The following is a 13,544-nucleotide window of genomic DNA, read 5'->3' as shown; positions in this document are numbered from 1 at the left end:
CCCTCAGCGCTGGGCGAGCTGGGTCGTGTAGAGGCAGATCGCCGCGGCGGCGGCCAGGTTGAGGCTCTCGGCCCGGCCGCGCATCGGGATCCGCACCCGCGCGTCGGCCAGCGCGGCCAGCTCTCCCGGCACGCCGCGGGCCTCGTTGCCGAACAGCCACACGACCGGGCCGGCCAGGCGGCCGTCGGCGGCGACCTCGTCCAGGGCGGCCTCTCCCCCGCCGTCCGCGGCGAGCACGGTCGCCCCGGTGGCCTGCAGCCGCGGCAGCAGCTCCGGCAGCGACGCCCGCCGGACGACGTCGACGTGGAAGAGGCTGCCGGCGCTGGCGCGCACCGCCTTGCCGCCGTAGGGGTCGGCCGAGCCCGCGCCGAAGACCACCGCCCCGGCGCCGCACGCGTCGGCGGTGCGCAGCACGGTGCCGGCGTTGCCCGGGTCGGCCAGCTCGGCCAGGGCGACGGTGAGGGACGGCGGGGCGGCTCCCACGGCGTCGGCCGGCACGTCGCGCAGCGCGCAGACCGCGACCAGGCCCTGCGGGGTGACCGTCTCCGACAGCGACGCGGCGGCCTTCTCGGTCACCGGCCGCACGGGCACCGGCGTCCCGGCCAGCAGGTCGGCGTGCGCGGCCGCGGCCGCCGCGGTGGCGAACACCTCGCGCACCCCGCCCGGGTCGGCGAGGGCCTCGGCGACGGCCTGACGGCCCTCGGCCAGGAACAGGCCGGCGGCGTCCCGGCCGGCGCGCCGGGTGAGCTTGCGCGCGGCTGCGACCCGCGCGGACCGCTCGGTCAGCGGCTCGGTCATCGCCGTCCCCCTCGTCGTCCCTGCCAGATCATCGGCTCCACGCAGACCGACGCCGTCGGCGCCGGTCGCGGGGACCGGCACCGACGGCGTCGGGAGGTTGCTGGTACTGCCCTCCTGCGGGAGCAGGAGGTCCTGCTCAGGCGGCCTGACCGCCGGCCGGGGCGGCGGCCACGGCGGCGCGGGCCGTCTCCACCAGGGCGGCGAAGGCGGCGGGCTCGTTGACGGCCAGCTCGGCCAGCACGCGGCGGTCGAGCTCGATGCCGGCCAGCTTCAGGCCCTGCATGAACCGGTTGTAGGTCATGTCGTTCTGGCGGGCCGCGGCGTTGATGCGGGTGATCCACAGCTTGCGGAAGTCACCCTTGCGCACCTTGCGGTCGCGGTAGTTGTAGGTGGCCGAGTGGAGGATCTGCTCCTTGGCCTTGCGGTACAGGCGCGAACGCTGACCGCGGTAGCCGCTGGCCGCCTCGAGGGTCGTCCGGCGCTTCTTCTGGGCGTTGACCGCCCGCTTGACGCGTGCCACGGAAGGGCTCCTGTCTTCTCGTTACGGCAGGGGCTCAGATGCCCAGCAGCTTCTTCATGTTCTTGTGGTCGGCCGGGGACAGGACCTGGTCCTGGTCCAGCCGGCGCTTGCGGCGCGAGGACTTGTGCTCGAACTTGTGCTGGTTGTTGGCCTGCTCACGCATGAGCTTCCCGCTGCCCGTCACGCGAATCCGCTTCGCGGTGCCCTTGTGGGTCTTCTGCTTCGGCATGTCCTCGGTCCTCGTTCGTGTGTGTCGGCGCCGCGCGGCAGCGTGCAGCTGCCGCGACGGCGCCGGCCGTCTCGGTGGTGCGGTCCTGCGCTGCGACCGCTCAGGCCTGCGGGGTCTGCCCCTCGGCCGCCTGCTTCTCCGCCTTCGCGCTGCGGCGGGAGGCATCGGTCGCTGCCTGGTTCCGGTGCGGGGCGATCACCATGACCATGTTGCGGCCGTCCTGCTTGGGGTTGGACTCGACGACGCCGAGCTCGGCGACGTCGGCGGCCAGCCGCTGCAGCAGCCGGTAGCCCATCTCCGGACGGGACTGCTCCCGGCCGCGGAACATCACGGTGATCTTGACCTTGTCGCCGCTCCGGAGGAAGCGCTCGACGTGGCCCTTCTTGGTCTCGTAGTCGTGCGGGTCGATCTTGAGGCGCAGCCGCATCTCCTTGATGACGGTGAGCGCCTGGTTCCGCCGGGCCTCGCGGGCCTTCTGGGCGGACTCGTACTTGAACTTCCCGTAGTCCATCAGCTTGGCGACCGGCGGCCGGGCCATGGGCGCGACCTCGACGAGGTCGAGCTCGGCGTCCTGGGCCAGGCGCAGCGCCTCGCCGATCGGCACGATGCCGACCTGCTCACCCTCGGGGCCGACCAGGCGGACCTCGGGGACGCGGATACGGTCGTTGATGCGGGGCTCGGTGATGGCCTCTCCTCTGCTCTTGCCCGGTGAGGAGTCGCGCCCGCCGGATGCCGGAGAAGACGAAGGCCCCGTGAGCGTCGTGCTCACGGGGCCCACTCTCCGGGGTGCGCGAGCTCGCAGGCTCGCGCGCGCCGCGGTCGACCGGCCGGGGGCCGGTCCACCGCGATCCGGGGACCTGGGCGTCTGGGGCGACGCCAGGTGGGAGCGGGCTCCTCTTGATCAGCGGCCCGGGGCGGGGCCGCTGGTGGTTCGCGCGCCTCGGTGTAGCGGGGAGGCACGTACATGCTACAGCGTCGACCGTGTCCTGGTCATTCCCGGGGTCACTCGTCGTAGAGCAGGGGCGGCGGGGCCGGCTGCTGGGCCTTGGCGGCGGCCAGCAGCGCGCGCAGTCCCTCGACGGCGGCGGCGGCCCGCTCCCCGTCGGCCCCCTGCAGCGCCAGGACGGAGAACTCGTCGTCGTTGGTCAGCAGCACGGTCGCCCACTTGAAGCGGGTATCGAACCGGATCGCCCGGATCGCCGTCCACGGCACCGCGCGCTCCCCGAACAGGTTGCGCACCCGGATGCCTTCGGCGTCGGCGTCCACCCGCGGGCGGCCCAGCGCGAGGATCCCGGCCCCGGCGACCAGCCCCAGGCCGACGACGGCGACCTGGTCGGCGGTGCCGTAGGTGATCACCCCGGAGACCTGGGACTCGAGGGTCAGCCCGACGTAGGTCATGACGGCGACGACCACGAGCGCGACGGCGGCGCACAGCAGCCGCCAGCGGCGTGGGACGGCGGAGACAGGCGGGGGCGCGGACGGCGGCACGCCCCCATGGTCGCAGGCCGGGCCGGCGGGGCCGACGGTCCGGCGTGCGCCGGGCCGGCCACGCGCCGGCTGGCAGAGTGCCCGTCGTGGAGGACGCCGCCGCGGTGCTGGCCGGCCGGGTGCGCGCAGCGGCGCCGCGGCTGGGCGGCACCCGGCTGGTCTGCGTGGACGGGCCGGCCGGCTCGGGCAAGACGACGCTGGCCGGCCGGCTGGCGACGCTGCTGGACGCGCCCGTGGTGCACATGGACGACCTGTACGCCGGCTGGACCCTGACCGGGGCCTTCGCCCGGCTGGCCGCCGGCGTGCTGCGCCCGCTCGCCGCCGGGCGGCCGGGCGGCTACCACCGGTACGACTGGGCGACCGGCCGCTTCACCCGCTCCCCCACCCCGGTGCCGCCGGCCGACGTCCTCGTGGTCGAGGGCTGCGGCAGCTGCCCGCGTGCGGTGGACCCGTGGACCGTGCTGCGGATCTGGGTCGAGGCCCCGCCGGGGGTCCGCCTGGCGCGCGGGCTGGCCCGCGACGGCCCCGCGCTCGAGTCCGAGTGGCGACGCTGGCAGCGCATCGAGGCGGCCGCGTTCGCCGCAGAGAGGACGAGGGAGCGGGCCGACGTCCGCGTCGACGGGACCACGGGACCGGCGTCCGGCGGTTAACCTGTTCCGGTCGTCGCCGTTCCGTCCAGCACCGGCGGGCTGCGACCGAACGAACGGGGTACCCGTGTCCCAGGACCCTTCCCGGGCCCTCCCGCTCGCCGACGAGCTCTCGGGCGTCTTCGCTCGCATGTCGGGCCTCCTCCTCTCCGAGGAGACCGTGGCCACCGCGCTCGGCCTGGTCAGCTCGCTGGCCCAGGACACCGTGCCGGGCGCGGTCGGCGCCGGTGTCTCGGTCATGGACGAGCGCGGCCGGCGCAGTTCCGGTTCGACCGACGAGCTGGTCGCACGGGCCGACACCCTGCAGTACGAGCTGGGTGAGGGCCCCTGCCTGGCCGCCCACGCAGCGCGCCAGCTGGTCCGCGTGGACGACCTCGCGGCCGACCGGCGCTGGCCGCGGTGGGCCGACGCGGTGGCCCCGCTGGGGCTGCGCTCGGCGATGAGCGCGCCGATGGTGGCGGGGAGTGCCTCGCTGGGAGCGCTCAAGGTCTACGCCGACCGGCCGTGGGTGTTCGACGACCACAGCGCCCGGCGGCTGAGCATGTTCTCGGCCCAGGCGGCGATCCTGGTCGCGAACGTGCAGACCCACCAGCGGGCGCAGCGGCTGAGCGAGGGCCTGTGGAACGCCATCGGCTCGCGGGACCTCGTCAGCACGGCCAAGGGGGTGCTGATGGCCCGGCACGGCGTGACCGAGGAGGTCGCCTTCGGCATGCTGCTGGCCCGCTCCGGCGAGGAGTCCGGGACGCTGCCGGAGGTGGCCCGCACGGTCGTCGACTCCGCCGTCCGCCGACGGCGCTGATGGGCGGCCCCGAGGCGGCCTCGCCGGACGAGCGGCACCACGCGCTGCGCTCGGCCGTCGAACTGGCCGACCTGACCCTGGAGGAGCTCTGGACCCGGTACTTCGCGCTGGGCGGCACCGCCGACCTGTTCGACCTGGAGGGGCACCTCGAGGGGCTGACGACGCTGCCGGAGAACCAGTACAACGTGCTGGCGCACACGGTGAACGAGCGTCTGGACGAGCTGTTCACCCAGCGGCGGATCCCCTACAGCACGCCCGTGCGCCGGCGGCGCCCGGCCAGCGGACCGTTCGCCGCGCTGCTGCACCTGGTCGAGGCGGCCCACGCCGTCCCGCCGGACCGCATCGGCGAGCTCGCCGCGCAGGCCGGCGGAGCGATGGAGGTGGCGGTCACGGTGCACGTGGCCGACCACGAGCAGCGCCGGCTGTGGCCGCTGACGCCGCCGGGGACGCCGCGCGGGGAGTCCCTGTCCATCGACGCGACACTGCCCGGGCGGGTCTTCCGGACCGGTCGCGCGCTGCCGTCGGACGGGCAGGGGACGCCGCGGCTGTGGGTGCCCATCGTGGACGGCGCCGACCGGCTGGGCGTGCTGGAGGTGGGGGTGGGCTCGGAGGCCGAGCTCTACGACCCGGCCCTGCGCGAGGAGTGCCGGTGGCTGGCCGAGATGGTGGGCCACCTGATCGCCGGCATGAGCCAGTACGGCGACGCCCTGGAGGCGGTGCGGCGCACCCGCCCGCGCACGGCGTCGGCCGAGCTGCTGTGGCAGCAGCTGCCGCCCCTGACCGCCGCGAGCGACGCCTTCGTCCTCGCCGGCCTGCTGGAGCCTGCCTACGACACCGGCGGGGACGCGTTCGACTACTCCCTCTCGGTGCAGACCGTCTCGCTGGCGATCTTCGACGCCATGGGTCACGGACTGGCCGCCGCGTTGCTGGCCGCCGCCGCGCTGTCGGCCTACCGGAGCACCCGGCGGGACGGGCGGGGCATCTACGACCAGGCCCGCGCCATCGACGAGGTCATCGCCACGTGCTTCCCCGGGAGCGCCTTCGCCACCGGCGTGCTGGCCGAGCTCGACGTCCCCTCCGGCCGACTGCGCTACGTCAATGCCGGCCACCCGCCGCCGCTGCTGCTGCGCGAGGGCAAGGTGGTCAAGGCCCTGTCCGGCGGACGGCGGCTGCCCTTCGGACTCGGCACCGGTGAGCTCGCCGTCGCCGAGGTGGCCCTGCAGCCCGGCGACTGGCTGGCCCTGCACACCGACGGGGTCACCGAGGCGCGCGACGCGGCGGGCCGGTGGTTCGGCGAGCAGCGGCTGGTCGAGTTCCTCACCCGCGAGGTCGCCGCGGGCCAGTCCCCGCCGGAGACCGCGCGGCGGCTGGTGCACGCCCTCCTCGACCACCAGGGCGGGCTGCTGCAGGACGACGCCAGCGTCCTGCTCGCCCGCTGGCTGCGGAACGCCTTCGAGTGAGGGCCGTCGCGCCGAGCACCCGTCACACGCCCGCAACGACGACCCCGCACCATGGGGTCGTGACCGACAGCCAGCTCGCCCCCGAGCCCGCGGCCGAGCCGCTGCCCCTGGCGGGCTACACCGTGGCGGTGACCGCCGCCCGGCGCCGGGAGGAGCTGGGCGCGCTGCTCGAGCGGCGTGGCGCACGGGTCCTCTACGCCCCGGCGATCCGGATCGTGCCGCTGGCCGACGACGCCGAGCTGGTCGCCGCCACCCGCGCGGTGCTGGAGCGGCCGGTGGACCTCGTGGTGGCCACGACCGGCGTGGGCTTCCGCGGCTGGCTCGAGGCCGCCGACGCCTGGGACCTGCCGCTGGTGGAGCACCTGCGCCCGAGCCGGGTGCTGGCCCGCGGCCCCAAGGCGCGCGGGGCCATCCGCGGCGGCGGGCTGGTCGACGCGTGGTCGCCGGCGTCGGAGTCGTCGGCGGAGGTCCTCGAGCACCTGCTGTCGGGCGCCGAGGGGCCGCTGGAGGGCCGCCGGATCGCCGTCCAGCTGCACGGCGACCCGCTGCCGGAGTTCGTCGAGGCGCTGCGCGGCAGCGGCGCGGAGGTGCTGACCGTGCCGGTCTACCGGTGGGTGCTGCCCGAGGACGTCGCGCCGGTGCGCCGGCTGGTGGGCACGATCGTGGCCCGCGGCGTCGACGCGGTCACCTTCACCAGCGCGCCGGCCGCGGCCAGCCTGCTGTCGGTCGCCGACGAGCTGGGCCAGCGGGCCGAGCTGGTGGCTGCGCTGACCGGGGGCGTCCTGCCGGTCGCGGTCGGCCCGGTGACCGCCGGGCCGCTGGACGCCGCCGGGATCGCGTCCGTGCAGCCGGAGCGCTCGCGGCTGGGCGCGCTGGCCCGCGAGGTGGTGGCCCGGCTGCCCGAGCGCGATCCGGTGCTGCGGGTCGGCGAGCACGACGTCCAGGTGCGCGGCTCCGCTGCCGTCGTCGACGGCCGGCTGGTGGAGCTCGCCCCGGGCCCGATGGCGGTGCTGCGCGCGCTGGCGGCCCGCCCGGGCACGGTGCTGTCCCGGCCGGAGCTGGTGCAGGTGCTGCCCGGCGGTGGGGACGGGCACGCGGTGGAGATGGCGGTGACCCGGCTGCGCGCCGCGCTCGGCGCCCCGCTGGTCGAGACCGTCGTCAAGCGCGGCTACCGCCTCAAGACCCTGTGATCTGTCGGCCTCCGGCCGACCACCGCGGCCAGGTGCCGGGCCCAGTCGCGCTGAGCACCACCGCGGCTCCCCCTCGGGAGACCCTGCGGGCCCCCGCTCGGGGGCCCGCAGGGTCGATTCCACTCCGCTGCCGTCGTCACACGCCGCGCATCGCCGCCCGGGGCCGCAGGTAGACCACCCACGTCACGACGAGGCAGGCCACGTAGAAGGCGATGAACGCCAGGTAGGCGCCGTCGCCGCTGCCGGTGCTGAGGAACGACTGGCGGAACGCCAGGTTGACCAGCACCCCGCCGAAGGCGCCGACCGCGCCGGCGATGCCGATGAGCGCGCCCGACATCCGCAGCGCGTGCCGGTCGGCGGCCGCGCTGCCCCCGCCGGCGGCCACCCGCTGCTGGGCCTGGGTGCGGAAGATGGCCGGGATCATCTTGTAGGTCGAGCCGTTGCCGACCCCGCTGAGCACGAACAGCGCCACGAAGCCGACGACGAACAGCGGCAGGGACCCCAGCTGGCTGGCCGTCCACACGATCGCGGCGCCGACCGCCATCGCGAGGAAGGTCCAGAAGGTGATCCGCGCGCCGCCGAAGCGGTCGGCCAGCGACCCGCCGAGCGGCCGGATCAGCGAGCCCAGCAGCGGGCCGAGCCAGGTGAGGGACGCCGCGGCCAGCGGAGTGGCGAAGTCGTCGGTGAACTGGTTCTGCAGCACCTGGCCGAAGGCGAACCCGAAGCCGATGAACGACCCGAACGTGCCGATGTAGAGGAACGCCATGATCCAGGTGTGCGGCTCCCGGGCCGCCTCGCGCATCGCCCGCGGCTGGTTGCGCGCCGTCGTCAGGTTGTCCATGAGCAGCGCCGCGCCGACCGCGGCCACCACGATCAGCGGGACGTAGACCAGCAGCACCACCCGCGGGTGCTCGGCCCCGGCCGTCGCCAGCACCAGCAGCCCCACGAGCTGGATCACCGGGACGCCGAGGTTGCCGCCGCCGGCGTTGAGGCCCAGCGCCCAGCCCTTGAGCCGGTCGGGGTAGAAGGCGTTGATGTTGGCCATGGAGCTGGCGAAGTTGCCCCCGCCGACGCCGGCCAGGCAGCTGACGACCAGCAGCGTCGAGTAGTCCACGCCGGGCTCGAGCACGACCGCGGTGGCGAGGGTGGGGACCAGCAGCAGCGAGGCGCTGACGATCGTCCAGTTGCGGCCGCCGAACTTCGCGACGGCGAAGGTGTAGGGCAGCCGGACGATCGAGCCCAGCGCCGTCGGCAGCGTCGTCAGCAGGAACTTGCCGGCCGGGTCGATGCCGTAGACCGACTCCGGCAGGAACAGCACCAGCACCGACCACAGGCTCCAGATCGAGAAGCCGACGTGCTCGGAGAAGACGGAGAAGAACAGGTTGCGCCGGGCGACCCGCTTGCCGGTGGACTCCCAGAAGGCGGGGTCCTCGGGGCACCAGTCGTCGATCCAGCGCCCGGTCCGGGGCGGGACGGCGACCGGCGCGGTCGTCTGCGGGGCGGTGCGCGGAGGAGCGGCCATGTCCCGGAACGGTGGCGGGCCGGCGTTCCCCGCCGGTTGCTCCCGCACTGAACTCGTGTTCCGTTGTGCTCACCGTCGCTGACCCCCTGTGGTGAGGCCGCCGCGGGCGAGGGTGCACGGACCGCGGCGGACCGGAGAAGATCACCGCGTGACTGCGACCGAGGACTCCCCCGCGACCGGCCGCGCGCTGCTGGAGGCCGGTGCGGCGGTCGCCGGCTCGATGAGCCGGGCTGCGGCGGCCGTGGTGTTCGCCGGCGCCGGGCCCGCCCCCGCGGTGCGCCTCGACGAGCGGCTGGCCGCCTGCCTGCGCACGGCCGCGGACGAGGCCGCCGGGATCGCCGTCCCGCGCGAGCGTGCCCGCGCCGGCGCCGTGCTCGCCTTCGCCGTCGAGCACGGCGCGACGCTGTCCCGCGGCGGCCGGCGGGTGCGCGACGACGGTTTCTTCACCCCCCGCCCCGGGGGCCGGTCGGCGGCCGACGAGGTCACCGAGGCCGTCGTCGCGGCGGCGCGGGCCGCGGCCGACGAGCGGCGGGTGCGGCACCTGGGCTACCTGCTGGCCGAGGTCGCCGCCTCCCCCGACCTGGACGCCGCGCTGGTCGACCGCGCGCTGCGGCTGGCCGCCGGGCTGACCTGGCGGCAGCTGGTGCTGCTCGCCGGCGTCGGCCGCCGCGACCGGCTGCCGCTGCCGATGACCCCGCTGGCCGACGACCCCCGGTCCTGGACGGCGTGGGGCGCCCGCGAGGACGTCGCCGACCTGCAGCGCGCCGGCCTGGTCGACCCGCCGCCCCCGCAGCCCCGTCCCGGCGGCGCCGCGCTGCCCCGGCTGCGGCCGGCCGACCTGCGGCTGACCCGCCGCGGCGTGCTGGCCCACCGGCTGCTGGCCCTGGGGTTCGTCCGCGACGACGAGGTGGCCGCGGCGCTGGGCGCGCTCACTCCCCCGGGCTGACCCGCGCGGGGAACCGCTCCCGCACCGCCCGGTGCACGGCGTCCGGGTGGGGCTCGGCGGCGGCGGTCGCCGTCCGGACCAGCTCCAGCGCGGCGCGCGGGCCGGCGCCCAGCGCCCGTCCGTCCGGCGCCGCGGCGAGGACGTCGGCGGCCAGCAGCAGCTCCACGGCGAGGACGTCCTCCAGCAGGCCCAGCGCGGCGTCGGCCTTGCGGGCGCTGAGCGGGGCGCCGGTGGCGTGGTCCTCCACCCCGTTGTCCAGCGGCGGGACGTCGAGGGTCGCCGGCGCGGCCAGCTGCGTCAGCTCGGCCACGACCGCGGCCGCCGGAGGGCGCAGCGCCAGGCCGTGGGCGGCCGACGGCGGCGGCCCGGCCAGCTGCCGGAAGAACGCCTCCCACAAGTGCGACATGCGGCGGTCGCTGAGCTGCCCGACCGCGGCGACGGCGATCCGCAGCGCGTCGCAGGCGATGGCCAGCACCATCGGGTGGAAGTTGCCGTTGCTGACCAGGGTGCGGTCCGCGACCGACACCAGCGGGTTGTCCGCCGCCGCGGCCAGCTCGGTCTCCACCGCGGCGCGGGTGGCGGCGACGTTCTCGCGCAGCGCGCCGTGGACCTGGGGCACCACCCGGAACGACAGCGCGTCCTGCACCGAGGCGGGGCCGCCCGGCGCGAGCAGCGCGCTGCCGGCCAGCAGCTCCCGCAGGTGGTCGGCGGCCGCGACCTGACCGGGCACCGGCTTGGCCCGGCCGACGGCGGGGTGGACGACCGAGGGGTTGGCGCGCACGGCCTCCATCGACAGCGCGGCGGCGACGTCGGCGGCCGCGGCGGCCCGCGCCGCCCGGGCGACCGCCAGCGCCGCCTGCCCCACCGACACCCCGTTGGCCGAGATGAGGGCCAGCCCGTCCTTGCCGCTGAGCACCAGCGGCTCGATGCCGGCCCGGCGCAGGGCCTCCCCACCCGGGAGGACCTCCCCGCGGTACTCGGCCCGGCCCCGGCCGATGGCCACCTGCGCCATCCCGGCCATCTGCCCGATGTCGGCCGCGCCCACCGAGCCGGTCTCGGCGACGACCGGGTGGACGCCGGCGTTGAGCAGCGCCGCCAGCGTCTCGGCGGCCGCCACCGACGCGCCCGACCCGCCCCGCGCGATACCGGCCAGCCGCACCGCGAGCGCGGCCCGCACCACCGGCACCGGCAGCGGCGGGCCGATCCCGCCGGCGTGGGAGAGGACGAGGAACTGCTGCTCCCCGCGGATCTCCCCCTCGGTCAGCCGGGTGTCGCGCAGGTGCCCGACCTGGGTGGTCAGCCCGTAGACGGCGGCGTTCCCGGCCAGGGCCTCGTCCACGACCGCGCGGGCCGCGGCGACGGCGTCCCGCGCCCCGGTGCCGAGCTCCACCCGGGCGCCGTCCACGACGGCGAGCAGGTCGTCGACCGACAGGGGCGCGGTGCCGATCGTCACGGTCGCCATGGCGGGCCTCCGGCTCGGAGCGGGAGGACGACGGTAGGCCCGTCGTCCCCGCTCCACGACGGGCTCAGGCCCCTGGCGGATCGGCGCGGCCGCGCGGACCGTCGGGTGCGCACACCGCTCGACCACCGGGAGGGGTCGTGGACGACGCGGCGCTCGACGCACGGGACGGGTGGACCCGGGCCCGGGTCCTCGACCCGCAGCGCCGGCGGCTGCGGGCGCTGCTGGCGCACGCGGCGGCCCGGTCGCCCTACTACCGGGAGGTGCTCGGCCCCGCCGCGGCCGACCGCCCGCTGGCCGACCTCCCGGTGCTGACCAAGGCCACCCTGATGGCGGAGTTCGACGCGATCGTCTGCGATCGGCGGCTGCGCCGGGCCGACCTCGAGGCCCACCTGGCCGGCGAGGACCCCGGGACGTCCTACCTCGGGGTGTTCCGCGTGGCCACGACGTCGGGCACCACGGGCCGGCGCGCCATCGTCGTGTTCACCGAGTCCGAGGCGGCGACGTGGCGGGCGGTCACCGAGCGGGCCGGGCGCCGCGCCGGGATGCGCCCGGGGCAGCGGGTGGCCGCCGTCGGCAGCCCGAGCCCGGCGCACCTCACCCGGCAGGTCCTCGCCCCACCCGGGGCCCCGGCGTCGCTGACCGCCGCCACCCCGCTCCCCCGGCTGGTCGCCGGGCTGGACGCGCTGCAGCCCGAGGTCCTCATCTGCCCGGCCGGACTGGGCGGCCTGCTCGTCGACGAGCAACTGGCCGGGCGCCTGCACGTCGCCCCGCGGTCGGTGGCCTTCGGGTCGGAGGCGCTGACCCCCGAGCTGCGCCGCCGGGTCCGCGCGGCGTGGGGCGTCGAGCCGGTCGGCATGTACGCGGCGACGGAGGCGCCGGTGATCGCCTCCAGCACCCCCGAGCACCCGGAGCTGGAGGTCGCCGAGGACGTCGTCGTGGTCGAGGTGGTCGACGAGGACCACCGGCCGGTCCCGCCGGGCGAACCAGGCGCGACGGTGCTCGTGACCAACCTGGTGGACCGCGCCCAGCCGCTGGTCCGCTACGAGCTCACCGACGCGGTCACCGAGTCCCCGCGGCCCAACCCGGCCGGCCGCCCCTGGCGCTGCCTGGCCTCGGTCGACGGCCGCACCGCGGACATCCTGCACCTGCCCGGCCCGGACGGCGCCCGCGTGCCGGTCCACCCGTCGGTGCTCGGCTCGGCGGTGGCGCACTTCCCCGAGGTCGGCCAGTACGCGTTCGTGTCCGACGCGGGCGGGCTGCACGCCGAGGTCGTCCTGGCCCCCGGCGCGGCCGCCGACGTGCCCGAGCGGCTGCGCGCGGCGCTGGTCGCGGCGGTGACGTCGACCGGCGCGCTGCCCCTCCCGGTCGACGTCCGGCCGGTGCCCGCGCTGACCCGCGACCCGGGGACGAAGTTCCGCCTGGTCCGCACGGGCTGAGGGCCGTTGTCGGGCTCCCGGGCCGGTGCCACCATGCCGGTGTGCCCGGCTCCGCAGCCGCCCGGCTGGCCCGGCTGGCCGACGGCTACCTGGTCACCCAGCTGCTGCACGTCTGCGTCGCTCTCGGCGTGCCCGACGCCCTGGCCGCCGGTCCGCGCAGCGCCGCGGAGCTCGCGGAGGAGCTGGGCGCCGTCCCCGGCCCGCTGTCCCGCGTGCTGCGCGGGCTGGCCGCCGAGGACGTGCTCGACGAGCTCCCCGACGGCCGGTTCGCCCTCACCCCGGTCGGCGAGTGCCTGCGGGCCGGCGTGCCGGGCTCCCAGCGCGGGGCGGTGACCGCCCGCGCCGAGCTGTACTACCGGGCGGCTGCCGGGCTGCTCCAGGCGGTCCGCGCGGGCGGCACCCCGTTCGACGTCGTCCACGGCCGGCCGTTCTTCGACGAGCTGGCGGCCGCGCCCGAGCGGCTGGCGGCGTTCCGGGCGTCGATGGCCGACCGCTCGGCGCGAGAGGCCGGCGCGGTCGTGGCCGCCTACGACCTGACCCCGTTCCGCTCCGTGGTGGACGTCGGCGGCGGCAGCGGCACGCTGCTGCGCGCGGTCCGCGACGCGGTGCCGACCGCGCGACTCACGCTGTTCGACCAGGCCGGCGTCGTGGCCGGCTCGGACCTGCCCGCGGTCGCCGGTGACTTCTTCACCGAGGTCCCCGCCGGCGCCGACGTCTACCTGCTGTCCCGGGTGCTGCACGACTGGGACGACGCCGACGCGGGGCGCGTCCTGCGGACCGTCCGGACGGCGATGCGGCCGGACTCGGTGCTGCTGGTCGTCGAGGCCGTCCTCCCGGAGCGCGCCGTCGACGACCCGGCGGCGGTGCGTATGGACCTGCACATGCTCGTGCTGCTGCACGGCCGCGAGCGCACCGCCGACGAGTACGCCGCGCTCCTCGACGCGACCGGTCTGCGCCTCACCCGCGACGTCCCGACGCCCGCCGGGGTGCACGTGCTGGAGGCGCGCGCCTGCTGACCCCCCGAGGGGCAGGAATGGCCATTTCTGC

At 76.8% G+C, this 13,544-nt stretch carries 14 protein-coding genes; 7 read left to right on the top strand and 7 right to left on the bottom strand.

Annotation, left to right across the window (positions count from 1 at the left end; translation table 11 throughout):
• Positions 1–3: 3 nt before the first annotated feature.
• The 5 genes from ACI79D_RS20945 to ACI79D_RS20925 form a co-directional block, all read right to left on the bottom strand.
• Positions 4–798 (bottom strand): TrmH family RNA methyltransferase, encoded by a 795-nt coding sequence (locus tag ACI79D_RS20945; protein WP_456920422.1) that lies wholly within the window; start codon positions 796–798, stop codon positions 4–6.
• A 136-nt stretch (positions 799–934) separates the two neighbouring features.
• Entirely contained in the window at positions 935–1,318 is a 384-nt protein-coding gene (rplT, locus tag ACI79D_RS20940) for a 50S ribosomal protein L20 (protein WP_091327155.1), read from the bottom strand.
• Between the two features lie 34 nt (positions 1,319–1,352).
• The gene (gene rpmI / locus ACI79D_RS20935) at positions 1,353–1,547 is read right to left on the bottom strand and encodes a 50S ribosomal protein L35 (protein ID WP_456912091.1); all 195 of its coding nucleotides are present in this window, start codon (positions 1,545–1,547) and stop codon (positions 1,353–1,355) included.
• A gap of 100 nt (positions 1,548–1,647) precedes the next feature.
• Positions 1,648–2,316, bottom strand: a complete 669-nt coding sequence (gene infC / locus ACI79D_RS20930; RefSeq protein ID WP_456920421.1) for a translation initiation factor IF-3 — start codon at positions 2,314–2,316, stop codon at positions 1,648–1,650.
• A 233-nt stretch (positions 2,317–2,549) separates the two neighbouring features.
• Positions 2,550–3,035 (bottom strand): PH domain-containing protein, encoded by a 486-nt coding sequence (locus tag ACI79D_RS20925; protein ID WP_456920420.1) that lies wholly within the window; start codon positions 3,033–3,035, stop codon positions 2,550–2,552.
• An 86-nt stretch (positions 3,036–3,121) separates the two neighbouring features.
• Here ACI79D_RS20925 and ACI79D_RS20920 point away from each other — a divergent pair, with 86 nt between their 5' ends.
• The 4 genes from ACI79D_RS20920 (at position 3,122) to ACI79D_RS20905 (ending at position 7,131) form a co-directional block, all read left to right on the top strand.
• A complete protein-coding gene (locus tag ACI79D_RS20920) occupies positions 3,122–3,685 on the top strand; it encodes a uridine kinase family protein (protein WP_456920419.1) in 564 nt (187 codons plus the stop codon).
• A gap of 64 nt (positions 3,686–3,749) precedes the next feature.
• Positions 3,750–4,481 (top strand): GAF and ANTAR domain-containing protein, encoded by a 732-nt coding sequence (locus ACI79D_RS20915; RefSeq protein ID WP_456920418.1) that lies wholly within the window; start codon positions 3,750–3,752, stop codon positions 4,479–4,481.
• Positions 4,481–5,941, top strand: coding sequence for a PP2C family protein-serine/threonine phosphatase (locus ACI79D_RS20910; RefSeq protein ID WP_456920417.1), 1,461 nt, complete (start codon positions 4,481–4,483; stop codon positions 5,939–5,941). The genes ACI79D_RS20915 and ACI79D_RS20910 overlap by 1 nt, the downstream gene beginning before the upstream one ends.
• 59 nt (positions 5,942–6,000) lie before the next feature.
• The gene (locus ACI79D_RS20905; RefSeq protein ID WP_456920416.1) at positions 6,001–7,131 is read left to right on the top strand and encodes a uroporphyrinogen-III synthase; all 1,131 of its coding nucleotides are present in this window, start codon (positions 6,001–6,003) and stop codon (positions 7,129–7,131) included.
• A gap of 136 nt (positions 7,132–7,267) precedes the next feature.
• Here the strand turns inward: ACI79D_RS20905 and ACI79D_RS20900 are convergent, their stop codons facing one another.
• The gene (locus ACI79D_RS20900) at positions 7,268–8,653 is read right to left on the bottom strand and encodes a nitrate/nitrite transporter (RefSeq protein ID WP_456920415.1); all 1,386 of its coding nucleotides are present in this window, start codon (positions 8,651–8,653) and stop codon (positions 7,268–7,270) included.
• Between the two features lie 148 nt (positions 8,654–8,801).
• Between ACI79D_RS20900 and ACI79D_RS20895 the strand changes: the two genes are divergently transcribed.
• The gene (locus ACI79D_RS20895) at positions 8,802–9,599 is read left to right on the top strand and encodes a hypothetical protein (protein WP_456920414.1); all 798 of its coding nucleotides are present in this window, start codon (positions 8,802–8,804) and stop codon (positions 9,597–9,599) included.
• Here ACI79D_RS20895 and ACI79D_RS20890 read toward each other — a convergent pair.
• Entirely contained in the window at positions 9,583–11,061 is a 1,479-nt protein-coding gene (locus tag ACI79D_RS20890) for an aromatic amino acid ammonia-lyase (protein ID WP_456920413.1), read from the bottom strand. The two genes, ACI79D_RS20895 and ACI79D_RS20890, sit on opposite strands and share 17 nt — an antisense overlap.
• Before the next feature lie 137 nt (positions 11,062–11,198).
• Between ACI79D_RS20890 and ACI79D_RS20885 the strand changes: the two genes are divergently transcribed.
• Together ACI79D_RS20885 and ACI79D_RS20880 are read left to right on the top strand one after the other, a co-directional pair.
• Positions 11,199–12,497 (top strand): AMP-binding protein, encoded by a 1,299-nt coding sequence (locus tag ACI79D_RS20885; RefSeq protein WP_456920412.1) that lies wholly within the window; start codon positions 11,199–11,201, stop codon positions 12,495–12,497.
• A gap of 41 nt (positions 12,498–12,538) precedes the next feature.
• Entirely contained in the window at positions 12,539–13,513 is a 975-nt protein-coding gene (locus ACI79D_RS20880; RefSeq protein WP_456920411.1) for a methyltransferase, read from the top strand.
• The last annotated feature ends 31 nt before the right edge of the window (positions 13,514–13,544 follow it).

The organism is Geodermatophilus sp. SYSU D00708, assembly GCF_054050115.1.
The sequence above is the reverse complement of the archived record's forward strand: the minus strand, read 5'-3'. Positions and strand labels throughout refer to the sequence as shown.

Coding starts and splice junctions, on each gene's coding strand:
- ACI79D_RS20945 (WP_456920422.1), bottom strand. CDS start 798: ATGACCGAGCCGCTGACCGAGCGGTCCGCGCGGGTCGCAGCCGCGCGC.
- rpmI (WP_456912091.1), bottom strand. CDS start 1,547: ATGCCGAAGCAGAAGACCCACAAGGGCACCGCGAAGCGGATTCGCGTG.
- ACI79D_RS20910 (WP_456920417.1), top strand. CDS start 4,481: ATGGGCGGCCCCGAGGCGGCCTCGCCGGACGAGCGGCACCACGCGCTG.
- ACI79D_RS20900 (WP_456920415.1), bottom strand. CDS start 8,653: ATGGCCGCTCCTCCGCGCACCGCCCCGCAGACGACCGCGCCGGTCGCC.
- ACI79D_RS20890 (WP_456920413.1), bottom strand. CDS start 11,061: ATGGCGACCGTGACGATCGGCACCGCGCCCCTGTCGGTCGACGACCTG.